Source organism: Lysinibacillus sp. NPDC056220, from assembly GCF_049315265.1.
Lineage (GTDB): Bacteria > Bacillota > Bacilli > Bacillales_A > Planococcaceae > Lysinibacillus > Lysinibacillus pinottii.
Map to the genome: position 1 here is coordinate 66,147 of NZ_JBMOXD010000010.1, position 25,179 is coordinate 91,325.

Consider the following 25,179-nt stretch of genomic DNA (forward strand, 5'->3'; position numbering starts at 1 on the left):
AAAAATGACTGATAGTCAGTCATTTTTTAGGTAAGTATAGTTGTTTTAAATTCGGGGAACTTTATATTTGAAAGGATTGATGACAATGGAAGACATTAAATTTGCACAATTAGATTCACAGCAACTTGCGAAAATTAATGAACTGGAGAAAAAAATGGGTGTCACATTAGTTGCCTATGATTCATCATCTACACCCCCACACAGCTCTGGGGCTTATGAGGAAAATAATAGCACAACCAATAATCATCCATCATAATAAAATTGTGAAATGCCTTGCAGTCATGTAAGGTATTTTCGTTTAAGTAGCGCTTAAGGAGTGAATGAACATGAAAGAATTCTATGCTGATTTACATATTCATATTGGTCGTACAGCCAAAGGGCGTGCCGTGAAAATTACTGGCAGTAAAACGTTGACATTAGCCCGTATATTGGAGACTGCTAGTGCAAGAAAGGGACTGGACATCATTGGTATTATTGATTGCCATTCGCCCGAGGTAATAGAAGAAATGAAAGTGATGATTGACCAAGGAGAACTGGTGGAGCTGGCAGAGGGTGGACTACGTTTTCAAGAAACGACACTGATTCCTGGTTCAGAAATAGAAATCTATGACCATCATTGTCATGGTCCCATTCATGTACTTGCTTACTTTCCTACATTATTGCGAATGGAACAATTTTCAGATTGGATGTCTCAGCATATGAAAAACATTCATTTAAGCTCACAACGAATTTACTGTGAAGGAAGGACATTACAAAAAAAGGTCCGTGAGTTGGGAGGGCTATTTATTCCTGCACATGTATTTACCCCATTTAAAAGTTTATATGGGAAAGGTGTTCATCGCAGTTTAACAGAGGTTTTTGATCCGCAGCTAATAGATGCCATTGAATTAGGGTTAAGCTCAGATACAAACATGGTACGCCAGATTAAAGAGCTTCAATCCTATCCATTCGTGAGTAATTCTGACGCTCATTCTCTTGGAAAACTGGCACGTGAGTATCAAAAATTACGATTAGCAGATGCAAATTTTATAGAATTACAAATGGCTCTCCGTGATCAACAGGGACGAGCCATAATAGCCAATTATGGCTTAAATCCATTGCTAGGTAAATATCATCAGACAGTTTGTAGTAAATGTGGAGAACAGCTTAGTAACGAGGCTATGATTTGTACGAACTGTGAAAGTACGCAAATCATAAAAGGCGTTGCTACACGTATTCAGGAGTTATCAGAGAATTTTCCACATGAAAAAAATAGACCACCGTATATCCATCAAGTACCGCTCGATTTTATTCCAGGGATTGGCCCAAAAATGATGGAAAGACTACTACATGCTTTCGGAACAGAGATGAATATTTTACACCAAGTTACCATGGAACAGCTTGAACAAATAGTGCCACATAAAATAGCCAAATTAATTGATGCGGCAAGAACAGGTCATTTAGATATTGAAGTTGGTGGTGGAGGAATTTATGGGAAGGTACACATGGAATAGCAAAAATGATTAAAAAACATTGCTGGGTTTTTAACCTATTTTTATCCTTCTTCTAGTAAAATAGTTAAAACAATTACTATTTTTTAGGTAGGGGAGAGAGTGTATGAAACTTTCAAAGAAATGCCAATTTTTAGCTACTAGTATGCTAGCATTACAATTAACGATACCTGTCGTTGCGAATGCTGAAGAAACAGGAGATTACATAGCACCAAGTTGGACTACTCAGGCAGATTATGTAGCTCTAGGTGATTCAATTGCACATGGGATGAATGAGGTCGGTGCAATCGGATTAGGCTACCCAGATTATGTTGCACAAGCTTTACAAAAAGAGGGTTTCATTACTTCTTTTAATAAAGGCTTTGCGATGTCAGGCTATACAACAAAAAATGTGTTGGCAGATATACAAAATGATGTTGCAAAAACAGTGACAGGTTTTGGCTATCCCATGGAACAGGTTAAATTAAAAGCATCTATTAAAGAGGCAGAGATTATTACGTTAACTATTGGTGCTAATGATTTACTGCCAATATTAAAAGAATCACAGACAGCGGGAATTGATACACTAGCCATTATAAAGGCTACAAAAGAGGCTGTAACCAATATTGCAGCAATTTTAACTGAAATAAAAAAACTAAATCCACAAGCAGAAGTTTATGTGATGGGCTATTACAATTCGTTCCCCTATTATGGTGAGAGCCTACAAAATCAATTTAAAATACTATTGGCTACAATGAATACAACCATTAAAACGACAGTTGAAAAGGCTGGAGCATTTTTTGTACCAACATCTGATATTGTAGCAAAGGATGTTCCAAGCTATCTTCCAAATCCAGAAAATATTCATTTAAGTGAAGCCGGTTATTTCGCAGTAGCCAATGAGGCATTTTTACCAATCATAAAAACTAGTTCCTTATGGGATGTAACAAATGCTATTCAAGTACATGTGAAGGATCATAAAACTGTGGATATAAGTTGGCGAGAAGCGACGGATAATGTAGGTGTGGAAAATTACCAAGTATATGTAAATGGGAAATTAGCTTCAACAGTAACTGCTGATACAACAGAGATGACACTTACGGATCTGACTGAGAATACAGACTACACTATTACAATAAAAGCAATTGATGCTGCTGGTAATGAAAGTGTTCAAAATCCAACAGCGGCTTTCACTACTAGAGAAACGATACGTTTTACAGATACAGCTCATCATTGGGCAAAAGAGTATATTCAACAAGCAGCAGAAGCGGGGATGATGAATGGCTATCCAGATGGTACATTTAAACCTAATCAAAATGTGACACGAGCACAAGTAGCTTCAATACTAGTGAGAAGTCTGGGGATATCAACACAGGAAAAGACGCCGTTTACAGATATCGCCAAATATGATGCGAAAACACAGTCGGAAATTGCGGCAGCGTATGCACATGGCATTATTAAGGGGGCCGATGGGAAATTCAACCCTGCAAGACCTGTAAGCCGCGCTGAATTAGCAGTAATGATTGAGCGTGCCTATGAGCAACAATTTAAACAGCCTTATATTGTCCAAGGAAGTTCACCATTTACAGATATTACATCTTATAATGCAGAGACAAAACATGCCATCACGATGTTATTTGAGCTAGGAATTGTGTCCGGAGATGGACAGAAGTATTCACCAGCGGCTTCAACTACAAGAGGGCAAGCAGCTAAAATAATGGTGAATCTGAATCAATTATTCAATAAGTAGACCATCAAAGGTAGAGGTGAAATGGCGCCTCTACCTTTTAACGTTTTCGTGATAAATGAAAGCTTCTATGTTTTTATTCGTCATACAACTTTTTCAGCAACGTTTTCATTACCTGTCAAGTGACGAGGACCTGCCTGACAGTGTTGTTCACCACCGGTTTTTCTTTGGAAAAGATTTTCGTAATGATTGAAGCGCCATTACACAGTTCAACTGTATACCGCAAATGCTATAGCGACATAAACTAAACATTAATAAGCGATAAGGATAAAAATGAGATTGAACTTGTCCTAAATTACTACAATTTAGATCAGGTTTAAAAATAAATGTGTTGAATACCCCTCTAATGATAGTTATAGGGTGTTTTTTTATGATTAAAAGAAATAAGATTTGTCTAGATAAAATTATAGTAGGTAAATACCTGGGTTAGAGGATAATATATGAATATAAGCAATACTTTTAATTCGTACTTATATAGAGTTTACTGAATTAAAGAAAGGAAAATGAGGATGTTATCATTTATTTTATCTACCAAAAGATTAGTTAAAGGATTGTGGCGGTCATTTAAAAGACCCCAGTTTCTTTCATTATTTACAACTCTATTCCTCATCATTCTATCGGGTACGTTGTTTTACAAGGGGACAGAGGGGTGGCATTGGCTAGATGCCATGTATTTTGCCGTAGTCAGCTTGATTCCAACAGGCGTAGAAACGGGGCTATACCCAACAACCTCGTTCTCCAAGATTTTTACCATGATCTATCTTATTGTAGGTACGGGTGTAATGTTTATTATGTTGCTCACGCTTGGCCGCTCTATCGTAGACTTTTCCTTAAATGAGGAGGAAGCGGTTGCGGTTAAGAAACGTTTGAAAAAGTAAAATAGCCGTACAATGAATCTGGTGAAAGATTCATTGTACGGCTATATTTTTATGAAAGTTTAGCTATAATGCCTTCTTCGTCGTCTAAAACAAGTTCAATACCTGTTGAAAAAGGATCACCATGTAGAACATCTTTTATCCAAACACGTAAGGCACCAATCATGGCTCCTGTATTGAGTATTTCGATTTGACCATTTACTTCAACCTCCGCACCGAAGCCTGTGTCATCATCATATGTCAATTCGACGATAACATCCTCTGGGCGAATGCTCTTATAATACGCTTGAGATAAACAAATAGCGTTAATAATATCTTGTTCGTTAATTATTTGTGCCATTGGGCTTCCTCTTTGCGTTTTTTATCTTTAAACATATTCATAATTTTTACGACTAGCATCACAATAACAGCAATTGCAGCTACGTTAATGAGCAATCCTAAGATGTTTCCAAGTAAACCCATACCGCTAAATAAGCTACCGAATAATAAACCTGCAAGTCCCCCAAGCATTAAACCTTTCATAAGACCACCCGAGAAGAAACCACCTTTTTTAGTTGTATCAGCTTTATTTGTTGAGTTGGTATTGTTTTTATTTGTTGTGGCATTTTTTTGATCTTTAGAAGTGTCCTGAGACTTCTGGATATTTGAGCTATTGTTATTATTTGAGAAGCCTTTTTTACCTGATTTATAGGACTTAGCCTCTGCTGTTGGTGTGTCAGAGATGAATAATGCTGCACCAACTGTGGAAAATATCAGTGTCGCTGCAAATAGAGCGGCAAGAATTTTTTTCATTACTTACATTCCTCCAATATAATTTTTGGTTTGGTCATAAACTAGTTCTTATATAGTAATATTACATGAACTTTATTAAAAAATAAAACCAATACCTTCTATAAATAAGCAATATCAAAAAATTTGAACAAATAGTGACAGATGTAGCATTTGGGAAAATTATATAATAGAAAGAGGTGAAACGATGCTAGTTACATTCATATTCTTCATCTCCATATTTTTATTGCTGTACCTGACAGAAAAAAGGCGTTTCCTTAACGCGGTAGCTCTGGGTTTGATAGGTGTATATATAGTCAGGGTGCTCATTATACATTTTCCTTTATTACTGCCGAATAATCAGGGCATCATATCAGAAATGGGGATTTTTATTATACTAGGAAGCTTTCCTAGTATCATGTTTATGTTATCTATAGCTATGTTTTTCAATAGTAAGGTTTTGTTAGAGAAGGAAGGACGTAAAGTAAGGAATTTAATGTTAGCTATTATGGGGCTTAGTTTTGTTATTATGATGATAGGGTATGTATTCGTTATTTTTATTCAGATTGAAAATGTGCTTTGGCATATTCTTTTCTTCTATGCCTTTTTAATTTTTGGCTATACCATGTTTTTATACACAAGTGTCCTAGCATACGCTGTATTGTATCATTTCACACCTATACGCTATGAACCAAACTATATAATAGCTCTTGGATCAGGATTAATTGGCGATAGAGTTCCACCACTTTTAGCAAGTCGCTTAAATGAAGCGGTAAAGCAATACAAGAAGTACGGGGAAAGACCGTTTATCATTGTCTCAGGTGGTCAAGGGACTGATGAAAACGTATCTGAGGCAAAGGCTATGAAAAAATATTTATTAGATGTTCATGATATTCCCGCTAATAAAGTTCTAATGGAAGATCAGTCAACCAATACAGAAGAAAATATGATTTTTACGAAAAACATAATGGATCAGCATGCTCAAGGAGAAAAATATCGTTCCATATTTGTGACAAATAATTTTCACGTATTTCGCGCAAGTCTCTATGCAAAAAAAGCAAAATTAGATGCAGAAGGAGTTGGCTCAAAAACAGCCTTTTACTATGTTCCTAATGCATTTACAAGAGAATTTATAGGCTTATTAGAAATGAATAAGTGGGCCCATATGACAGTTTTTTTGATCATTACGCTATTCATAGGCTTACTGTTGCGAGCATATGTGTAACCAAAAATCAACTGTCTTCCATATAATAATGGCAAGACAGTTTTTTACATAATGTGCAAGGGAGGAAAACAATGTACGAGCAAATTTTAGCTAAGCGCAATAAGGAACGCATTCAGTCCCTACAAGAAATCATGCAAACAAAAAATACAATGTTTGCTCAAAATATTACATTACTAACATTCACTGAAGTTAACTTAACAGCCTTGCAAAAAATACTGTATCAAATAGTGCGAGGGTTATTAAAAGATCAGCAACAGCGACATTTACAAATTGTCCATTCAGATCAAACTCAATCTGTGCAGGATAATGTTTTAACGTTGTTAGCAGAGTATGATGATGTGTTGCGTGATGCCATTCCACAACCAATCTATATACTCATTTGGCAAATTTCATCCCTCGAAAGGTTAACAAGCAGAGTAGAAGTTGTAGATGATGTACTTGATGTTGTTGAATGGTATTTCGACCATCAGGATGATCAAGTCAAGATTTTAGATGAAGAAGATTTAGATCATGAGGTAATGATTGATTTATATAAAGAGGCGGTTGAAGATCAAGACACGGATGCACAATATCAGCTAGGGGAGTATTACAATGCTAAGGAAGGGAATTGTTTTCAACCTGAAAAATCATTAAAATGGTTCGAATTAGCCGCAGCCCAAGGAAATGCAGATGCTCAATATGTGCTAGGGAATTTTTATTTTGAGGGAGTCGGTGTTGAGGAGAATTACACGCAGGCCTTTTCTTTATATGAAAGGGCTGCTTTACAAGGGCATGCCGATGCTGCCAATAATTTAGCGGATATGTACTTTAATGGAGAGGGTGTGCCGCTGGATTTTACTCTGGCAAGAAAATGGTTTGATTTTGCAGCTAGTAAGAATGTGGCAGAGGCTATGTTTACGCTAGGAATTATTTATGAGCAAGGATTAGGAGTCAATAAAGATACAAATGCAGCTTTTAATATGTATAAAAAGTCTGCCGAAGCAGGATATGTGGAAGCGCAGTATCGTCTAGGGGGTATTTATCTAGAGGGGCGCCTTGATCAAGCAAAAGATATAAATCGAGGTCTATTTTGGTATGAAAGAGCTGCAGAGCAATTTCATATCGATGCCTTTTATGATTTAGGCTTTATTTGGAGTAAAGGTTTAACAGGCATCCGAAATATTGAAAAGGGCATTCATTGGTTTAAACAGGCTGCTCTACAAGGGGATGCAGATGCAAAGCTACAACTTGGTCATATATATAATAATGATGAAGGCATTGCTAGAAATCTGAAGGAGGCTCTTAAGTGGTATAGACTTGCTGCAGATGCTGGCATAGAAGAAGCGGCTAAAATAGTAGAGGAACTTAAGGGATTGTAAATTTTATATTAAAATTTCATAGCTCAATAAGATTATTTATACGAATGTATATAATGAACCTTTTGTATTGTTAGAGAGCTAGATATTAGGTATTTATGATTATTTAAAATAAAGGTATAAAATATTAATATAGTGAAATTCAATGATGATTGATCGAAAAATAGAAAAAAGGTAAAAAAAATAAGCATAATCAAACAAACAAATGAAACAAAAGGCTACCAATAATATTGTGGTAGCTTTTTTTTGATGATATTCATACAATGTAACAACAAGGACTTTATATACATATTATGTAAAATTATGGTAATGATAAAATTGACAGTATTTTTTAAAATGTTTAAGGTAAATGAGTAATTTTGAAATGAATCAAACATAAATAAATCGACTGTAGTCAATGTATAGAGAAGATCTGTTAGTTGGGTGCAAATTACCTTTTATTCATGATAGAACAATGTGTGACTGCTTTTTTGGGAGGAAGAAGTGTGACAAATGAAATAGCTGAAGCAAATGGGCTCATAGTAATATGCTAAGCTATTTATCGGTATTTTTTGTTGTATCAATCAATATGCTAAAAGGTATTTGTTGTTTCTCAGCCTAATAAAGTAAACGGGACGAAAGAGGGAAGATAAGTGATTTTTCAAAAACAGAGTAAGACGAAGGCGTTGGATTTACAGCAATATACGGTGAAAATGGATCTGTCTAATCGCCAATTAATGGTGAAGCAAATTGAAATGCTGAATGTAACGAAGCAGGACTTACAATATTTAAAAGCATTCCAGCCGTATGTTATGGACAATGTAGACCACATCGTAAACCGTTTTTACAATATGATCGGTACCGAACAACATTTGGTAAATATCATTAGTCATCATAGTTCTGTAGAAAAGCTTAAAGTAACGTTACGGCAGCATATTATTGAAATGTTTAATGGAACGATTGATGAGGTGTATTACCAAAGGCGTGTGAAAATTGCAAAGGTGCACGTCCATATTGGGCTTAGAACACAATGGTATATTTGCGCATTCCAAGATTTATCTCTCTCATTTATAGACTTGGTTGAACAGCATATTGGTCATCCGCAAGATCAGTTTAATACAATAAGAGCTATTTCTAAAATTTGTAATTTTGAGCAACAACTTGTTTTAGAGGCATATGAAAATACAGTGGAACAGCATAAAGAAAACATGGAACAAGAAAAAGAAGTAATTGAACGACAAATTGTACAATCTTCTGAATTACTTGCAGCCATTTCACAGGAAACCAATAGTTCATTTTGCAGACTAAGCGAGCAGTCTGGGGATATTGAACAATTGGCGAAGAGATCACTAGAAGTGTCTACTCTTGCTGAAAACCAAGCACTGGATGGACGTGAATGTTTAAAGAAACAATCACAAAATATGCACAATATTATTCAATCTCTTCATGATATAGAAGAAAATATTGAACAATTATCTGATATGTCGAAGGAAATGGAAACGATTATGAGTGTCGTTACCAATATTGCCAATCAGACTAATTTGTTGGCTTTAAATGCCGCTATTGAAGCAGCCCGTGCCGGAGAAGCAGGGAAGGGATTTAGTGTAGTAGCTGATGAAGTACGTAAATTATCCATTCAAACAAAGGAATCTGTCACGGCTGTTGCATTATTGCTGCAAAAAACGAGTGAACGCACAGAGAAGTTAGAGCAATCTCTCATTAATATCCAAGATGAGGTGGCATCTGGTGAGGATAATATGTTACACACGGAAGGTCAATTTACAAATATAGTAGGTGCAATGACAGAAGCAAAAGATCAAAATGATTGCATGGCGACGAAAATACAAGCAATTGCAGGTATATTAAGTGGGTTGGGTACTTCTTTTACTGAAGTAACGAACTCAGCAGAAAAATTAGCTAGCTTTGCCCAAAATTTAAAAAGCTAGACCACTAGTAACAATATTTAACACTATAGTACTCATTGTAATGTGTGTTTAGTAAGTATCATTCTTTTGAGCTAGAGTTATCTCACGGTTGAGATAGCTCTATTTTTGCTAAATTTGTAAAGGGTTTAACGTAATTTTCAATGAAAATAAGTTTATACTGTAGACAGAACTAAAAATAGGGGCGGTTTACTATGAAAACAGTTGTTGTATTAGGTGGCGGTATTACTGGGTTATGCACAATGCATTATCTACAACGTCAAGTGAAGGAAAAAAATTTAGATGTTCAGCTAGTGCTCGTAGAAAAAAATACATATTTAGGTGGTAAATTATATTCAGCCTATGAACAAGGTTTTATTATGGAAACTGGTGCTGATTCTATTGTAGCTCGCCATAAAGGTGTAATGGAGCTAGTGCAGGAGCTAGATTTTGAAGATCATCTCGTTTACAACGAAACAGGTATATCCTATATTTATACAAATAACGAGCTGCACGCCATCCCAGCGGATTCTACTTTCGGTATACCTATGAGTGTGGCATCACTTGAAGAAAGCACACTTATCTCTGATCAGGCCAAACAAGAAGCTTTAAAAGATTTAACTTTACCCAATGCAGGCTTTACAAAAGAAAGCTCGATAGGGGAATTTCTAACTTATTACCTTGGTGAAGAGCTAGTGGAAAATCAAATTGCACCAGTTCTAGCAGGTGTCTATTCTGGTGATTTACACCAGCTTTCTATTGCCTCCACTTTACCGTATTTAATTGACTATAAAAATGAATATGGAAGTATCATAAAAGGTTTTGATGCGAATCGTGAGCAATTTGTTAAAGCAGCTAATAAAAAATTTATTTCATTTCAAAATGGATTATCCTCTTTAATTGAGCGATTAGAGCAAACATTAACAGATGTAGACATCATTAAAGGTGTAGCCACAAGTCAGGTCAAAAAAATGGAGAACCACTATTTGATTTCCTTAACAAGTGGTCAAAACATTGAGGCAGATTATGTTGTTCTAGCACTACCAAATGAGGCAGTCCAAAGTATATTGCAGGACGACTCCTTAACACATTATTTTAATCAGTTTACTACAGCGTCAGCTATTACCATTTATCTGGGCTTTGATGTGCCTGATGCAAACTTACCAGCGGATGGTACAGGCTATATTGTATCTCATAATTCTGATGTCACTTGTAATGCAGCAACTTGGACGAGTCGTAAGTGGAAGCATACATCGAAAAACAATCAATTACTTGTGCGCCTATTCTATAAGAGTATAAATCCGGCGTATGAGCAGTTACGTGATATGACTGATGATGAATTGGCAGCGGTTGCTTTAGAAGATGTTCGAAAAAGCCTAGGAATCGATGAAAAACCAACCGTTGTGAATGTTACAAAGTGGATTGATCAAATGCCTAAATATGACTTAGCACATCGTGAAGCGCTGCAAGGCTTATTACTAGAGCTAAATGAAAACTACCCGAATTTATCGATAGCAGGTTGCTCTTATTTTGGAGTAGGTATTGGTGCTTGCATTCAAAATGGGAAAAAAATTGGTGAAGAGCTTGCGGAAGAACTATCCAATCTTTAAGTTTTTAAGCGGAAAAATTCTTTGTTGTGAGAAATAGTCTTGACTCATACGTCTGTAAACGATATGATTCTTTTAATTATTTAAAAAATTCATACTTAATAATTCTTATCAAGAGAAGCAGAGGGACTGGCCCATTGAAGCTTCAGCAACCAACTTTTTGTCAGGTGCTAAATCCAGAAGACCGTTGAGTCGAAGATGAGAAGGAACAATAATGATGAGTCGTTAAAGCCTTCTTTTTATATAAAAGAAGGCTTTTTATTATACAGAGATAGAGGAAGAGAGGCTAGATTTATGGGATTGCTGGAAAGGTTAAAAACACATGTATTGACGGCAGATGGTGCAATAGGCACAGTGTTGTATGGCTATGGATTGGAGTATTGCCATGAGGAAATGAATGTTCAAAGACCTGAATTAATTGAAAAGATTCATAGAGAGTACATTGCAGCTGGTGCTGATATCATTCAAACGAATACATACGGTGCCAATGCCATTAAATTAGCTCGCTATGGACTAGAATCGAGTGTCCAACGATTTAATGAAGCAGCTATTACTATTGCCAAGCGAGCAGCAGCAGATGGCGGTCAATTTGTTTTAGGAACAATAGGTGGTATTCGTGGTATTCGTAAAAGCGATGCCACATTAAATGACATTTTAAAGACCGTTGAAGAACAGGCAAGTGTGCTACTTGCAGGGAATCCAGATGGCCTTTTACTCGAAACCTATTACGATTTTGAAGAATTAACAGCAACATTAAAAATGCTACGCGCCAAAACTAATATACCGATAATTGCTCAAGTATCTATGCATGAGCCTGGTGTTTTACAAAATGGTATGTCTCTAAATATTGCACTACATGAGCTAGAGATTCTTGGTGCAGATATAGTAGGTGTCAATTGCCGTCTAGGTCCATATCATACGATTCAAGCCTTTGAGGGTGTAGAACTTCCAGAAAAGGCGTTTATGTCGGCCTATCCAAATGCTTCGTTATTAGATTTAGAGGATGGGCGTGTTGTTTATGAGTCGGAGGCTGATTATTTTGGTCGCGCTGCTGTCGAGCTGCGTGATCAAGGGGTACGCTTAATTGGGGGGTGTTGTGGTACGACACCAAAGCATATTGCAGCCGCAAAGAAGTATTTAGAGGAGCTATCACCAGTTAGTGAAAAGTATGCGAAACCTGCAAAGATTGAGATTGTTCGTGATGCAGAGCCAGCTAAGTATGAACCACTTCATGAAAAAGTAAAACGTGAGCGCTCGGTCATCGTGGAGTTGGATACGCCTAGACACTTAGAAATAGAAGGATTTCTTGAAGGGGCCAAACAACTATATGAGGCAGGTGCCGATGTAGTGATGATGGCAGACAATTCATTGGCATCCCCACGTATTAGCAATATTGCAATGGGTGCCTTATTGAAAAGTACGAATGGTGTACGCCCTCTTACTCATATTACCTGTCGAGATCGTAATTTAATTGGCCTGCAATCGCATTTAATGGGCTTAAATGCATTAGGGATTCATGATGTGTTAGCTGTTACGGGTGACCCAACGAAGGTTGGAGACTTTCCTGGTGCCACCAGTGTATATGATGTCTCCTCGATGGAGCTTATCCAATTAATTAAACAATTAAATGAGGGAGTCTCTTTCTCAGGGAAACCACTCCGAAAAAAGGCAAATTTCTCTGTGGCTGCTGCATTTAACCCAAATGTTCGTGTTTTAGATCGTGCTGTTGCACGCTTAGAAAAAAAGATTGAGCATGGGGCAGACTACTTCATTTCACAGCCTGTGTATACGAAGGAAAAAATGATAGAAATTTATGAAGCAACCAAGCATTTACAAGCACCGATTTATATTGGTATTATGCCCGTTACGAGTTATAAAAGTGCTGAATTTTTACATCATGAGGTGCCAGGTATTAAATTATCTGAAGATGCTTTAGCAAGAATGAAAGCATGTGGTGAAGATAAGGAACGCGCCACACTTGAAGGTATTGCAATTGCCAAGGAATTAGTAGAAGTGGCTGCGCAATATTTCAATGGAATTTACCTCATTACACCATTTTTACGCTACGATGTGACATTAGAGTTAATGAAATATATAGAGCAATTGGATGAACAGAAAAAAGGGGTAAGTATAAATGGCTAAGCACTTAATTGAAGAACAACTTGATAAACGAATATTAATTCTTGATGGCGCGATGGGAACAATGCTGCAAAATGAAAACTTAACAGCAGATGATTTTGGCGGGGAGGAGCTAGATGGGTGTAATGAAAATCTAGTGCTAACTAGACCTGATGTCATTGAAAAAATACATCATAAATACTTAGAGGCAGGAGCAGATATTATTTGTACGAATACATTCGGTGGAACACCACTTGTATTAAATGAATATAGTCTGGGTGCAAAAGCGGAGGAAATTAATAAACGTGCAGTCGAGATTGCTCGCCAAGCAGTAGATAATTATTCTACTTCTGATTGGCCCCGCTTTGTTGCTGGTGCAATGGGTCCAACAACTAAAACACTATCCGTAACAGGTGGTATTACATTTGATGAATTAGAAGAAAATTTTTATGTACAAGCAAAGGCATTGATTGAAGCAGGGGCAGATGTGCTTTTACTAGAGACAAGTCAGGATATGTTAAATGTGAAAGCAGGTACCCTTGGGGTAACGCGTGCTTTCGAGAAAACTGGCAAAGAGCTACCTGTTATGATTTCTGGAACGATTGAGCCTATGGGTACTACTCTTGCAGGACAAACCATTGATGCTTTTTATATTTCCATCGAGCATATTCAACCACTATCAGTGGGCTTAAACTGTGCAACGGGACCGGAATTTATGACGGATCATATACGCTCGTTAGCAGAGCTGTCAACAGGGTATATTAGCTGTTATCCGAATGCAGGCTTACCGGATGAGGAAGGATGTTATCATGAGTCTCCAGAATCTTTATCGCAAAAATTAAAAGGATTTGCAGAAAAAGGTTGGCTCAATATTGTAGGTGGATGCTGTGGTACAACTCCAGCACATATTGCGGCCATTCGTGAAGCTTTAAAGGATGAAAAGCCTCGTCAGCTACCAGAAAAAACGCATGGTCACGTAGTATCAGGGATCGAGCCACTTCTATACGATGATTCTATGCGTCCGTTATTTATTGGGGAAAGAACAAATGTTATTGGTTCCCGCAAATTTAAAAACTTAATTATTGATGGAAAGTTTGAGGAAGCGGCTGAGATTGCAAGGGCGCAAGTGAAAAACGGCGCACATGTCATAGATATTTGTTTAGCGAACCCAGATCGGGATGAATTAGCAGATATCCGTGGCTTTATGCAGGAGGTCGTAAAAAAAGTGAAGGTTCCACTTGTTATTGATTCCACAGACGAAAAGGTTATTGAAGAGGCACTCAAATTTTCGCAAGGAAAGGCCATCATTAACTCTATTAATCTAGAAGATGGCGAAGAACGATTTGATGCAGTATTGCCATTAGTGAAAAAGTATGGTGCCTCGTTAGTTGTGGGAACAATCGATGAGACAGGGATGGCAGTCGATCGTCATCGGAAGCTTGAAATTGCTGAGCGTTCCTATCAACTACTAACAGAAAAATGGGGAATTGAACCTGAAGATATCATCTTTGACCCATTAATGTTCCCAGTAGGAACGGGGGATGAGCAATATATTGGCTCAGCACTTGAAACAATTGAAGGAATACGTCTCATCAAAGAAAAAATGCCTCGTACTTTAACGGTGCTTGGCGTTAGTAATATTTCGTTTGGCTTACCACCGGTTGGACGCGAAGTTCTCAATGCTGTATATCTTTATCATTGTACACAGGCTGGTTTAGATTATGCCATTGTAAATACCGAGAAGCTAGAACGGTACGCATCTATTCCAGAAGCAGAAATAAAACTAGCCAATGATTTGTTATTTAATACAAATGATGAAACATTAGCTGTATTTACCGATTTTTATCGTGACAAAAAGAAGGAAAAGACGGAAGCTGATATTCCGAAAACTGTAGAAGGTCGCTTAGCCTACTATATATTGGAAGGGACCAAAGAAGGACTTATTGCTGATTTAGAGGCTGCCCGAGAAATATTTGAGACACCTCTTGATATCATAAATGGACCTCTTATGAATGGGATGGCTGAGGTTGGTCGTTTATTTAATGATAACCAACTGATCGTAGCGGAGGTTTTACAATCTGCTGGAGTGATGAAGGCTGCTGTTGCCCATTTAGAGCAATACATGGAGAAGAACGAGGAGAGCGCTGGTAAGGGTAAAATGGTGCTTGCTACTGTAAAAGGTGATGTGCATGATATTGGAAAAAACCTTGTTGATATTATTTTAAGTAATAATGGCTATAAGGTTGTAGATTTAGGTATCAAGGTGACGCCTGCTCAATTAATAGAAGCTATTCGCAAGGAAAAGCCAGATTTCATCGGATTATCAGGTTTATTAGTCAAATCTGCCCAGCAAATGGTCACTACTGCTCAAGATTTCAAAGAAGCGGGAATTGATGTACCCATTTTAGTAGGAGGAGCTGCACTTTCTCGACGTTTTACAGAAACAAAAATTGCTGATGAATATGGTGGTCCTGTTATTTATTCAAAGGATGCGATGCAAGGATTAGAGCAGGCAAATTTACTAATGGGTGAGGGGACACGTGAAAACTTCTTAGCAGAAATAGCGGAATCTCGACAAAAACGTTTAGAGGCAGATGAAAAAAGAGCGGCTCGTCCTGCCAAAGAGGTCACAATAAAACCTGCGCGTACCGTAAAGGAAGCACCAGTTTTTTTACCTGCTGATTTACGCCGTCATGTAAAGAAAGAATACGCTGTCTCTCATTTATATCCATATGTGAATATGCGGACATTGTTGGGGCATCATTTGGGGTTAAAAGGGCAAGTGCAACCATTACTAGATGCTGGCGATCCAAGAGCTACAGAGCTAAAAGATTTAGTGGATGATTATTTAAAAAGTGATTTATTAAAGCCTTCAGGTTTATATCAATTTTTCCCTGCCCAAGCAGATGGAGATGATGTAATTATTTATGATCCAGCGGATAGCAAGACAGAAATTGAACGTTTTACATTCCCACGTCAGCAGATAGACCCTTTTTTATGCCTGGCTGATTTCTTAAGAACGGTAGAAAGTGGAGAAATGGATTATATTGCCCTTATGGTAGTGACAGCAGGGCAAGGAGTTATGGCAAAAGCTCGTCAGCTAAAAGAAGATGGCAAATTCCTTGAAAGTCATGCCTTGCAGTCGACGGCACTAGAATTAGCAGAGGGCTTTGCTGAACGCATGCATCAAGAAATACGTGATCAATGGGGTTTCCCAGATGTGACAGATTTCACGATGCGCGATCGTTTTGCGGCTAAGTACCAGGGACAACGTTTTTCATTTGGTTATCCAGCATGCCCAAACTTAGAGGATCAAGAAAAATTATTTGGTTTACTAAAGCCAGAAGATATTGGTGTTCATTTAACGGAAGGCTTTATGATGGAGCCAGAAGCATCTGTATCGGCGATTGTTTTTGCTCACCCTGATGCTCGTTATTTCAATGTGTAAGGCGTAAAATTGAGGATATAGATAGTGGAATGATAAGTCTATCTATATCTTCTTTTCTTACAATTGAAGATAAGGATAATGTCGGAAGGACGTGAGGAAAATAATTCGATTGATGGAAGAAAAAGATATACCTGAGGTATTAGAAATTTATAATGATATAATTTTAACAAGCAAAGCAGTCTATCGATATGAAATTCAATCTTTAGATGAAAAAGTGAAGTGGTTTAGGGAACAGCAAGCATTAGGAAATCCGTTGCTTGTATTTGATGATAATGGGATGGTCGCTGGCTTTGCAACTTATAGTCAATTCCGTCCTTATCCGGGTTATAAATATACTATGGAGCACTCCGTTTATGTACATAAGGAGCACTATCAAAAAGGTATTGCAACGAATCTTATGCTTCAGCTTATAGAGATAGCGAAGGAGCAAGGGGTAAAGACATTAGTTGCAGGTATAGATGGAGAAAATATTGGTAGTATTAAAGCACATGAGAAACTAGGCTTTGAATATGCAGGAACCATAAAAAATGCAGGCTATAAGTTTGAACAATGGCTAGATCTTGTGTTCTATCAACTACATCTGACTGGACCGATTCATAAAAGGATATGACAAATGTCATATCCTTTTTGTGATGTTTGCGTCTGTTGCTGACTTATACTCTTATTTTATGATGAGGTCATAAGAAAAAGGAAACGAGGGAGTAAAAGATGGCAACAATAAAAGAAAAAACAAAAAAATTACGCCAAGATGTAGCGCCTTTTGCTAAATCAGACACGCGTAAAAGTGTTTTTCAAATGATTAATACCATTGTACCGTTAATTGCTTTGTGGGTGGCAGGTTACTTGTTAGTTGATGTTTCACCTTGGCTAACAGTTGGTTTAAGTGTTATTTCAGCAGGTTTTGTCGTAAGAACTTTTATTATCTTTCACGATTGTACACATGGATCATTTTTCAAAAGTAAAAAGGCAAACGACTGGGTTGGATTTTTTACTGGGGTGTTAACTTCATTCCCATATGAAAAATGGAAACGTGAGCATACAATTCACCATGCAACAAGCTCAAACTTAGACAAGCGTGGTATTGGTGATATTGATATGATGACTGTGGAAGAATATATGCAAGCCTCAAAGGGACAACGATTATGGTATCGCTTTTATCGTAATCCATTTGTAATGTTTGGTTTAGGACCTTTATATATGGTACTTGTTTTAAATCGTTTTAATCGTAAGGATGCAAAGCAAAAGGAACGTACTAACACAATTTTAACGAATATTGTTATTGCTGGAGTTTGTGCCGCTTTAATCTTCTTTATGGGCTGGCAAGCGTTTTTATTAGTCCAAGGTGTAACATTATTTATTGCGGGTGCTTTAGGAATTTGGTTATTTTATATTCAGCACACCTATGAAGATTCTTACTTTGAACATGATTCAGAGTGGGATTATGTGAAAGCCGCAGTAGAAGGTAGCTCGTATTACAAATTGCCGAAAATCTTGCAATGGGTTACTGGAAATATCGGTTTCCATCATGTTCATCACTTGGCACCTCGTGTACCTAACTATAATCTTGAAAAGGCTCATAATGAAACGCCGCCATTACATACGGCGACAACGATTACTTTACGTACAAGTTTAGAATCATTGCGTTATAAGCTATATGATGAAGAGCAAAGTAAATTTGTCACATTTAAAGAAGTCGAATTAATTATAAAACGTAAAGCAAAAGGCAGTATTGCCGCTTAGCTAGAAACAGCCATCTCAATTAGAGAGATGGCTGTTTTAAATATAGCCGAGAAAATAAGCATGTATGGGCAAAAAAATAATTTTCTTGTTATAATAAGGGAAAAGTAGGAAAGAGCGTGAGATTATGTTGAGGAAATGGCATAGTATTATTCCGAATAGTCCTATGCTCAGTATATATTTATGGATTATTTTTTGCTTTCTACCGTTTTTCTTTATTTTTAGAAAATCATCTTATATAGAAATCTCTATAGGCATTACGTTTTTAATGCTATATTTTATTTTTTATCGATTTTCCATGAATTCGAAAAGCGGTCTTGTATATATGTGGATTAGCTTTGAAATGGTTATTAATATTGTCATGACGATTTTATATGGTTATGTTTATCTTTCCATTTTTACAGCATTTTTCATTGGAAATATACGAAGACCAGTTGGTTTCTATATCATGTACGGTCTACATATTGGCTTTACAGTCATTTCTACAGGCGCTGGCTTTTTTGTCGAGCTTCACTTATTTTTATCACAATTACCTTTTGTCGTGTTAACTATTTTGGCTGTTGTTCTTTTACCACTAACAATCTATTCCAAAAACAAACGTGAGAACCTAGAAGGACAGTTAGAAACGGCCAATGAACGTATTGCTGAGTTAATTGTTTTTGAAGAACGACAACGTATTGCACGTGATTTACATGATACATTGGGGCAAAAATTGTCTATGATCGGTTTGAAAAGTGATTTGGCATCAAGGTTGATTGAGCGTGATCCACAGCAAGCTTTAGTTGAGATTAAGGATATACGCCAAACTGCCAGTATTGCCTTAAAAGAGGTTCGTGAATTGGTTTCAGACATGCGGACAGCAAAATTTGAAGATGAGCTTATGCGTATTTCTCAAATACTAAAGGCAGCAGAGATGGAATTTGTCTTTGAGGGCGATAAAAATGCCTTGCAAGTGCCACCACTTGTAGAAAATGTTTTGTCTATGTGCTTAAAAGAGGCTGTTAATAATGTTGTTAAACATAGTGGTGCGACAAAATGCGAAATAGCATTTCATCAAAATTTTAAAGAAGTTTACTTAGTAGTTCGTGATAATGGACAAGGGATTACAAAAAAACAAGCATGGAAGACTGGGAACGGGTTAAAAGGAATGCGAGAGCGTTTAGAGTTTATCAATGGTTCCTTTAAAATTGAAAGTGTTGACGGAACGACATTATCGGTAACCATTCCAGTGGCTATTACGCATCAAAGTGTAAAAGAAAATCTGAAGAACATATAGAAAAGAGGCTTGTGACATGATACGAATTGTGATTGCTGAAGATCAGGGGATGCTATTAGGCGCTCTTCGCTCTTTACTTAGTATGGAGGATGATATGGAGGTCGTTGGCTTAGCCAAAAATGGTGAGGAAGCAGTGATGCTTGTTGAAGAGCACCAGCCTGATATTTGTGTGATGGATATTGAAATGCCTGTTAAAACTGGCCTTGATGCAGCAGAAGAGATGCATGGCTCTGGCTCGGATTGTAAAGTCATTATTTTAACTACGTTTGCTAGACCGGGTTATTTCGAGCGTGCTAGAAAAGCTAGTGTAAGGGGATATTTATTAAAGGATAGCCCTATTGAAGAATTAGTTTCTGCAATTCGTACGATAATGGATGGTAAACGGATTTATGCCCCAGAGCTCGTTGATTTTGTTTATGAGGATGATAGCGAAAATCCATTAACAGAGCGAGAAAGCCAGGTGCTGACACTTGTGGCAGAGGGCAAAACAACAAAGGAGATTGCCGCAGAGCTATTCCTATCTGCTGGAACCGTTCGTAACTATATTTCTACGATTTTAGAAAAATTAAACGTAGGCAATCGTATTGAAGCCATCGCACGCTTTAAAGAAAAAGGATGGAATAAATAAGAAAAGAACCTTATCGCATGGTTGCGGCAAGGTTCTTTTCTGTTTTATTTATTGCGTTTTGTTAAACGTCCAAGAACGAATGCACCTGCTGCTACAGCAAGAACTGTATTCGTCTTTTTCGTAAACACTTGTTTTGTGACAAGGTTAAGGTTTTGAGGACGTTCAGCTAGGCGACGCATAAAGTAACCATACCAATCTTCGCCGAATGGAACGTATACACAGAAGTTATAGCCTTCTTTAGCTAGCTCTTTTTGCATATCTGTACGGAATCCATAAAGCATTTGGAATTCGAATTTATCAAGTGGAATATTATGATCAGCTACAAAGCGTTTAACGTGAGCAATAATATTATGGTCATGTGTTGCAATGGACGTAAATTTACCATGTAATAAATGATATTCAATTAACTCAATAAAGTTTAAATCGATATCCAATTTATCCTGATAAGCAACTTCAACAGGCTCTTTATAAGCACCTTTTACGATACGTAAACGATAGTCCTTGAATTTTTCAATGTCGTCCTTTGCACGGTAAAAGTAAGATTGAATGACAGTTCCAACATTACTAAATGTTTTAGATAATTCTTCTACCATATCAAAGGATGTTTGAAGACGCCCGAAGTCTTCCATATCGAAGTTAACGAATATATCGTAAGCAGCCGCTTTTTCAACAATTTCATACAGATTGTCATAGCAGAAATCTACATCAATATCTAAACCTAATTGAGAGGGCTTTAATGAAATATGTGCTTTTACATCATTTTCATGAATAGCTTCTACGACAGAGAGGATTTTATCTTTTGCAGCAGTTGCTTCTTCTTTACTTGAAACAAATTCCCCAAGGTTATCAACTGTACAAGAGATATTATGTGCATTTAGTTCTTTGATGCTTGCAATTGTTTCTTCAATATTTGTACCAGCTACTACACTTTGTGCTCCTAATTTTAGGCCATATTTCTTTGCAGCACTATTCAATAGTTGGTTTTCAGATAGATGGATGAAAAAATCGCGTAATAACATGGTCATTCTCCTAACTGCATTTTCTTTTTAGTATATCATAAATTATTAAAACTATATTAAATCTGCTTAACAATTATTTCATTTCAAGTATTTGCATACGCTCATTAAAAAGTGCAGGATAACTTAAAAAACCAATCATGATACTTGATAATGTTGCCGTTGTTAGAAGAGCGAAGATGATCAAAAGCTGAAATTGTACAGCCTGAATGGGGTCGGCACCACCGATAATTTGACCGCTCATCATGCCTGGTAGCTGTACCAAGCCAATTGTTTTTTGGCTTTCAATAGTAGGAATCATACTTGCTTTTACGGCATTGATAAGTTGTCGATGAACGGCTTGTTTAGGTGTGCCTCCAAGTGACAAGATTAATTCCATTTGATCTTTATGGCTAGTAATTTCAGCCGTAAATCGGTTTAAAAATAAAATGGATAACACCATTGAATTGCCAATTAACATGCCACTAATGGGAATAATATATTGAGCGGTTGCTGGCACAATGTTGAAGCCCAGTAAGACACCTTGTGTAATAATTTCTATTATCACAAGCGTCAGTGCAATCTTCCAGGTGATTCTTTTAATACCTTCTCCTTTTTTTCGAGCATTAAACGTAGCAACTAGTATCATTAAAGCTACCATAAGAAAAATATACATATAACTATTTGCATCAAAGACAAATTTAAGTATATAGCCAACAGCAAGCAATTGAACTATTGAACGAAGAGTTGCAATAAGTGTATCTTTTTCAAGTCCTAATTTTAATGTTTTGGATAGCAGTAAAGGGATGCAAACAAATATTAATGTCAGTGATAAGGACGTATATGTCATATGTTAGCCCCCTGAACAAATTCAGCTACACGTGGGTTCGTTGGTGCTTTAAGTAAAGCACTCTTGCCAGTTTCAATTAGCTCTCCATTCATCATGACCCATGTGTAGTGTCCAATTGTTAACGCTTGTTGCAAATTGTGAGTAATCCAAATCATCGTTACATTGTATTTTTGATTAATAGTGACGATGAGTTTTTCAATGTCCTTGACTGATTGGCGATCGAGAGCGGAGGTTATTTCATCTAATAATAAAATAGAGGATTGATTAATAAGTGTTCTTGCTATAGAAACCTTTTGACGTTGTCCTCCGGATAATTCATTTGTGGATTGATATAAGAAGCTTTCATCTAAGCCAACATCCTCTAAATATTGAATGGCCTCCTGTTGAGAAAGTTTTTTTCCTTGCAATGTTCGCGGGAGTGCAATGTTTTCCTTAACAGTACCAGCAATCATAGGAGCAGCTTGTAGGGCAATACCAACATGTCTTCGTAATGCTGAGGGCTCATAATTTGAGATGGGTTCATTATCAATAAGTATTTGCCCATTTGTCGGTGAAAGAAGGCCATTACATAATTTAAGCAGGGTTGTTTTACCTGCACCAGAAGGGCCGACGAGAGTGGTAATTTGACCTTTCGGAAACGACCCCGTAATTGACTTTAATATCATTTTGTCATTTACTGAGAATTGAACTTGTTGAAAGTGAATGGCAGGCTCGTATAGCGTATTCATATAGTGAAACTCCTTTGCTATAGTCAGTAAAATAACTGTAGCATGAAATGAAGGAAAGATGCAGTTTAAATATAAGATTTTAGAAATGGGGAGAAAAGGGAATGGAAAAATTGTATTTTGATATATTAACGTTTGCACAAGGTAGTATGTACATTGTGGCTTCAAATAATGGACTTGCCTATATTGGAACACCTAATGCATCATTTGATGAGGTTAAAGAGTGGGCTAAAAAGCCTTTCAAAGGTTATAGCTTTGAAGAAAATCAAGAGCAATTGCAACCATATAAAGAACAATTAACAGCATACTTTAATAAGGAACTGACAGAATTTGATGTACCTATCCATGTGAAGGGGACACCTTTTCAATTAGCTGTATGGGACGCCCTTAAAGAATTACCCTATGGTTCAACAACATCGTATGGAAGTATTGCAGAACGTATTGGGAACCCCAAAGCGGTTAGGGCTGTAGGCAGTGCTATTGGTGCAAATCCAATCTTAGCAATTATTCCATGTCACCGGGTCATTGGAAAAAATGGTCAATTAACAGGTTTTCGTAGTGGACTAGATGTAAAACAATTTTTATTAGAACTAGAGAAAGCTTAACATCATTAGTTTGCTAAAAAAATCTGCCTGCTACTTTATTAAAGGCAGAGCAGATTTTTCTTTTGGTTATATGTGTTGTTCTTCTTGTTGTACGTTGCTTTGGGTTTTACCGAAATGTGTTAAACGATGTGCAAAGGTTTCTCCTCGAACAGCAGAGCTCTTGAAAATATCTTGGAATTCGTAGGCCGGAGCTCCGTGCTCTATAACGTCTAAACCAGCAATTTCCTCTTCAGCCGTTACCCGTAATGGTACAAAAGCTTTGATGATAAATATACCAGCTGTTACAGAAACACTAACCCAGGCTATTGTAGCAATAACACCGACTGCTTGAATGCCTAATAGACTCAAGCCCCCACCATAAAATAAACCTTGACCGTTACTATCAAATAATCCAACTGCTAGTGTCCCCCATACACCGCAAATACCATGTACAGCAATTGCACCAACTGGATCATCCACTTTTAGCTTCCACTCAAGGAATCGTACACCTTCAACAAGTAATGGGGCGGCGATAAGGCCGATGATAATAGAACCGATAATGCTGACATTCGCTGCACCTGCTGTAATTCCTACTAGTCCTGCTAGTGCACCATTTAATGTGAGGGAGCCGTCAATATGGCCATAACGGAACTTCGTATAGAAGGCGGTTGCTACGACACCAGCGGCCGCTGCAAAAAATGTATTAGCAATGACATTTGGAACAAGTTCAGGATCAGCAGCTAAAGTGGATGCACCATTAAAGCCAAACCAACCGAACCATAGTAAAAATACGCCTAATGCTCCTAATGGTATACTATGACCTGTAATAACATTTACTCGACCGTTTTCATATTTACCTAGTCGTGGTCCAACCATAACTGCTGCGACAAAAGCGGCTACAGCACCTGTTAAATGAACGACTGTCGAGCCGGCAAAATCTACAAAGCCTAAATCAGTCAACCAACCTTGACCACTCCAAACCCAATGGCCTACAACTGGATAAACAACTAATGACATTAGTATAATAATTCCTATATAAGCAAAAATATTAGTACGCTCTGCTACAGCGCCAGATAAAATAGTTGCTCCTGTTGCAGCAAACATTGCTTGGAAAATAAAGAATGAAAGATCATCGACTCCGTTTAAAGCAAAGCCGCTTATGCCGAATATACCACCTACAGTGTCACCAAACATAATGGCATAGCCACATAAAAAATAAACAATTCCCCCTAGGGAAATGGTAAGAAAATTTTTCATGATGATGTTAACAGCATTTTTTGAACGTGTAAATCCTGCCTCTACCATAGCGAATCCAGCGTGCATAAAAAAGACTAAAATTGTGCCTAACATCACCCAAATTAAATTAACCGATAATATTATTTCTTCCATCTATATCGCCCCCTTATTCTACTGCAATTGATCCGACTTCTTTTGTTCGGATACGAATCGCTTGTTCTACTGGATAAATGAAGATTTTCCCGTCCCCAACCTTGCCAGTGGCTGCTTCACGCAATAGTATTTCTACAATGCCATCCACTTTACTATCATCTACAATCATTTCTAATTTCAATTTAGGTAAAAATTCGATTTCATACGTATTACCACGAAATAAACCAGTCCGCCCTAATTGACGACCACAACCTGCGATTTCAGAGACACTTAACCCTGCAATTCCTTGTTGTGCAAGACCGTCCCGAACGGCTCCAAAAACCTCAGGACGAATGATTACTTCGATTTTTTTCATCTGTACCAGCTCCTTGCGTAATTTTAATTTACATGATAAATTGCCTTGAACAGGAGTGCAATTACTTTTTGGAAATCTGTGTTAGTTTTTATTACATGAATTATTTTTGTTCTCGAAATATTCGTGA

At 37.2% G+C, this 25,179-nt stretch carries 22 protein-coding genes and 1 riboswitch; of the genes, 15 read left to right on the top strand and 7 right to left on the bottom strand.

Annotated elements, in window-relative coordinates:
- Nucleotides 1–85 precede the first annotated feature (85 nt).
- From ACOZBY_RS20215 to ACOZBY_RS20230, 4 genes are all read left to right on the top strand, one after another.
- Nucleotides 86–256: a hypothetical protein gene (locus ACOZBY_RS20215; RefSeq protein WP_196243869.1), complete on the top strand. Its 171-nt coding sequence runs from the start codon at nt 86–88 to the stop codon at nt 254–256.
- A 70-nt stretch (nt 257–326) separates the two neighbouring features.
- Nucleotides 327–1,493 carry an endonuclease Q family protein gene (locus ACOZBY_RS20220; RefSeq protein ID WP_012291969.1) on the top strand — a complete coding sequence of 389 codons (1,167 nt, stop codon included), beginning with the start codon at nt 327–329 and terminating at the stop codon, nt 1,491–1,493.
- Between the two features lie 103 nt (nt 1,494–1,596).
- Nucleotides 1,597–3,219 carry an S-layer homology domain-containing protein gene (locus ACOZBY_RS20225; protein WP_031416347.1) on the top strand — a complete coding sequence of 541 codons (1,623 nt, stop codon included), beginning with the start codon at nt 1,597–1,599 and terminating at the stop codon, nt 3,217–3,219.
- A 500-nt stretch (nt 3,220–3,719) separates the two neighbouring features.
- Complete coding sequence (locus tag ACOZBY_RS20230; RefSeq protein WP_230584423.1) at nt 3,720–4,094, top strand: ion channel; 375 nt, start codon at nt 3,720–3,722, stop codon at nt 4,092–4,094.
- Between the two features lie 49 nt (nt 4,095–4,143).
- Here the strand turns inward: ACOZBY_RS20230 and ACOZBY_RS20235 are convergent, their stop codons facing one another.
- Both ACOZBY_RS20235 and ACOZBY_RS20240 read right to left on the bottom strand, forming a co-directional pair.
- Entirely contained in the window at nt 4,144–4,431 is a 288-nt protein-coding gene (locus tag ACOZBY_RS20235; protein WP_008176904.1) for a DUF2653 family protein, read from the bottom strand.
- Nucleotides 4,419–4,883: a hypothetical protein gene (locus tag ACOZBY_RS20240; RefSeq protein WP_012291972.1), complete on the bottom strand. Its 465-nt coding sequence runs from the start codon at nt 4,881–4,883 to the stop codon at nt 4,419–4,421. The genes ACOZBY_RS20235 and ACOZBY_RS20240 overlap by 13 nt, the downstream gene beginning before the upstream one ends.
- A 394-nt stretch (nt 4,884–5,277) precedes the next feature.
- On the opposite strand from ACOZBY_RS20240, the gene ACOZBY_RS20245 reads away from it, so the two are divergent.
- The 10 genes from ACOZBY_RS20245 (at nt 5,278) to ACOZBY_RS20290 (ending at nt 20,154) form a co-directional block, all read left to right on the top strand.
- On the top strand, nt 5,278–6,084 hold the full coding sequence (locus tag ACOZBY_RS20245; RefSeq protein ID WP_230584424.1) for a YdcF family protein: 807 nt from the start codon (nt 5,278–5,280) through the stop codon (nt 6,082–6,084).
- 71 nt (nt 6,085–6,155) lie between these two features.
- Nucleotides 6,156–7,442 carry an SEL1-like repeat protein gene (locus ACOZBY_RS20250; protein ID WP_031416355.1) on the top strand — a complete coding sequence of 429 codons (1,287 nt, stop codon included), beginning with the start codon at nt 6,156–6,158 and terminating at the stop codon, nt 7,440–7,442.
- 629 nt (nt 7,443–8,071) lie between these two features.
- A complete protein-coding gene (locus ACOZBY_RS20255) occupies nt 8,072–9,364 on the top strand; it encodes a globin-coupled sensor protein (protein WP_012291975.1) in 1,293 nt (430 codons plus the stop codon).
- A gap of 191 nt (nt 9,365–9,555) precedes the next feature.
- Nucleotides 9,556–10,950 (top strand): protoporphyrinogen oxidase, encoded by a 1,395-nt coding sequence (locus ACOZBY_RS20260; RefSeq protein ID WP_031416356.1) that lies wholly within the window; start codon nt 9,556–9,558, stop codon nt 10,948–10,950.
- A gap of 102 nt (nt 10,951–11,052) precedes the next feature.
- A riboswitch (SAM riboswitch) is annotated at nt 11,053–11,152 on the top strand.
- An 89-nt stretch (nt 11,153–11,241) separates the two neighbouring features.
- A complete protein-coding gene (locus ACOZBY_RS20265) occupies nt 11,242–13,089 on the top strand; it encodes a bifunctional homocysteine S-methyltransferase/methylenetetrahydrofolate reductase (protein WP_031416357.1) in 1,848 nt (615 codons plus the stop codon).
- A complete protein-coding gene (gene metH, locus ACOZBY_RS20270) occupies nt 13,082–16,513 on the top strand; it encodes a methionine synthase (RefSeq protein WP_012291979.1) in 3,432 nt (1,143 codons plus the stop codon). Before ACOZBY_RS20265 ends, metH begins: the two co-directional genes overlap by 8 nt.
- 100 nt (nt 16,514–16,613) lie before the next feature.
- Complete coding sequence (locus ACOZBY_RS20275) at nt 16,614–17,123, top strand: GNAT family N-acetyltransferase (protein WP_031416360.1); 510 nt, start codon at nt 16,614–16,616, stop codon at nt 17,121–17,123.
- A 98-nt stretch (nt 17,124–17,221) separates the two neighbouring features.
- Nucleotides 17,222–18,253 (top strand): fatty acid desaturase, encoded by a 1,032-nt coding sequence (locus ACOZBY_RS20280; protein WP_012291981.1) that lies wholly within the window; start codon nt 17,222–17,224, stop codon nt 18,251–18,253.
- Nucleotides 18,254–18,377: 124 nt separating this feature from the next.
- Nucleotides 18,378–19,526, top strand: a complete 1,149-nt coding sequence (locus ACOZBY_RS20285) for a sensor histidine kinase (protein WP_418903501.1) — start codon at nt 18,378–18,380, stop codon at nt 19,524–19,526.
- 16 nt (nt 19,527–19,542) lie between these two features.
- Nucleotides 19,543–20,154 carry a response regulator transcription factor gene (locus tag ACOZBY_RS20290; protein ID WP_031416364.1) on the top strand — a complete coding sequence of 204 codons (612 nt, stop codon included), beginning with the start codon at nt 19,543–19,545 and terminating at the stop codon, nt 20,152–20,154.
- Between the two features lie 44 nt (nt 20,155–20,198).
- On the opposite strand, the gene ACOZBY_RS20295 is transcribed toward ACOZBY_RS20290, so the two are convergent.
- From ACOZBY_RS20295 to ACOZBY_RS20305, 3 genes are all read right to left on the bottom strand, one after another.
- Nucleotides 20,199–21,173 carry a proline dehydrogenase family protein gene (locus ACOZBY_RS20295; protein ID WP_012291984.1) on the bottom strand — a complete coding sequence of 325 codons (975 nt, stop codon included), beginning with the start codon at nt 21,171–21,173 and terminating at the stop codon, nt 20,199–20,201.
- A gap of 73 nt (nt 21,174–21,246) precedes the next feature.
- Nucleotides 21,247–21,999, bottom strand: a complete 753-nt coding sequence (locus tag ACOZBY_RS20300; RefSeq protein WP_422762640.1) for an ABC transporter permease — start codon at nt 21,997–21,999, stop codon at nt 21,247–21,249.
- Entirely contained in the window at nt 21,996–22,727 is a 732-nt protein-coding gene (locus ACOZBY_RS20305; RefSeq protein WP_036164149.1) for an ABC transporter ATP-binding protein, read from the bottom strand. Before ACOZBY_RS20305 ends, ACOZBY_RS20300 begins: the two co-directional genes overlap by 4 nt.
- Before the next feature lie 101 nt (nt 22,728–22,828).
- On the opposite strand from ACOZBY_RS20305, the gene ACOZBY_RS20310 reads away from it, so the two are divergent.
- A complete protein-coding gene (locus tag ACOZBY_RS20310; RefSeq protein ID WP_422762641.1) occupies nt 22,829–23,329 on the top strand; it encodes a methylated-DNA--[protein]-cysteine S-methyltransferase in 501 nt (166 codons plus the stop codon).
- A gap of 66 nt (nt 23,330–23,395) precedes the next feature.
- Here the strand turns inward: ACOZBY_RS20310 and ACOZBY_RS20315 are convergent, their stop codons facing one another.
- Both ACOZBY_RS20315 and ACOZBY_RS20320 read right to left on the bottom strand, forming a co-directional pair.
- Nucleotides 23,396–24,697 carry an ammonium transporter gene (locus tag ACOZBY_RS20315; protein WP_012291988.1) on the bottom strand — a complete coding sequence of 434 codons (1,302 nt, stop codon included), beginning with the start codon at nt 24,695–24,697 and terminating at the stop codon, nt 23,396–23,398.
- 13 nt (nt 24,698–24,710) lie between these two features.
- Nucleotides 24,711–25,052 (bottom strand): P-II family nitrogen regulator, encoded by a 342-nt coding sequence (locus ACOZBY_RS20320; RefSeq protein WP_012291989.1) that lies wholly within the window; start codon nt 25,050–25,052, stop codon nt 24,711–24,713.
- Nucleotides 25,053–25,179 lie beyond the last annotated feature (127 nt).

Excerpts from the sequence above, each read along its gene's own strand:
- ACOZBY_RS20220 (WP_012291969.1), top strand. The coding sequence starts at position 327 with ATGAAAGAATTCTATGCTGATTTACATATTCATATTGGTCGTACAGCC.
- ACOZBY_RS20285 (WP_418903501.1), top strand. The coding sequence starts at position 18,378 with ATGTTGAGGAAATGGCATAGTATTATTCCGAATAGTCCTATGCTCAGT.
- ACOZBY_RS20265 (WP_031416357.1), top strand. The coding sequence starts at position 11,242 with ATGGGATTGCTGGAAAGGTTAAAAACACATGTATTGACGGCAGATGGT.
- ACOZBY_RS20240 (WP_012291972.1), bottom strand. The coding sequence starts at position 4,883 with ATGAAAAAAATTCTTGCCGCTCTATTTGCAGCGACACTGATATTTTCC.
- ACOZBY_RS20215 (WP_196243869.1), top strand. The coding sequence starts at position 86 with ATGGAAGACATTAAATTTGCACAATTAGATTCACAGCAACTTGCGAAA.
- ACOZBY_RS20230 (WP_230584423.1), top strand. The coding sequence starts at position 3,720 with ATGAGGATGTTATCATTTATTTTATCTACCAAAAGATTAGTTAAAGGA.
- ACOZBY_RS20290 (WP_031416364.1), top strand. The coding sequence starts at position 19,543 with ATGATACGAATTGTGATTGCTGAAGATCAGGGGATGCTATTAGGCGCT.
- ACOZBY_RS20300 (WP_422762640.1), bottom strand. The coding sequence starts at position 21,999 with ATGACATATACGTCCTTATCACTGACATTAATATTTGTTTGCATCCCT.
- ACOZBY_RS20320 (WP_012291989.1), bottom strand. The coding sequence starts at position 25,052 with ATGAAAAAAATCGAAGTAATCATTCGTCCTGAGGTTTTTGGAGCCGTT.
- ACOZBY_RS20280 (WP_012291981.1), top strand. The coding sequence starts at position 17,222 with ATGGCAACAATAAAAGAAAAAACAAAAAAATTACGCCAAGATGTAGCG.
- ACOZBY_RS20315 (WP_012291988.1), bottom strand. The coding sequence starts at position 24,697 with ATGGAAGAAATAATATTATCGGTTAATTTAATTTGGGTGATGTTAGGC.
- ACOZBY_RS20235 (WP_008176904.1), bottom strand. The coding sequence starts at position 4,431 with ATGGCACAAATAATTAACGAACAAGATATTATTAACGCTATTTGTTTA.
- ACOZBY_RS20245 (WP_230584424.1), top strand. The coding sequence starts at position 5,278 with ATGTTTATGTTATCTATAGCTATGTTTTTCAATAGTAAGGTTTTGTTA.
- ACOZBY_RS20225 (WP_031416347.1), top strand. The coding sequence starts at position 1,597 with ATGAAACTTTCAAAGAAATGCCAATTTTTAGCTACTAGTATGCTAGCA.
- ACOZBY_RS20250 (WP_031416355.1), top strand. The coding sequence starts at position 6,156 with ATGTACGAGCAAATTTTAGCTAAGCGCAATAAGGAACGCATTCAGTCC.
- ACOZBY_RS20310 (WP_422762641.1), top strand. The coding sequence starts at position 22,829 with ATGGAAAAATTGTATTTTGATATATTAACGTTTGCACAAGGTAGTATG.
- ACOZBY_RS20260 (WP_031416356.1), top strand. The coding sequence starts at position 9,556 with ATGAAAACAGTTGTTGTATTAGGTGGCGGTATTACTGGGTTATGCACA.
- ACOZBY_RS20295 (WP_012291984.1), bottom strand. The coding sequence starts at position 21,173 with ATGTTATTACGCGATTTTTTCATCCATCTATCTGAAAACCAACTATTG.
- ACOZBY_RS20305 (WP_036164149.1), bottom strand. The coding sequence starts at position 22,727 with ATGAATACGCTATACGAGCCTGCCATTCACTTTCAACAAGTTCAATTC.
- metH (WP_012291979.1), top strand. The coding sequence starts at position 13,082 with ATGGCTAAGCACTTAATTGAAGAACAACTTGATAAACGAATATTAATT.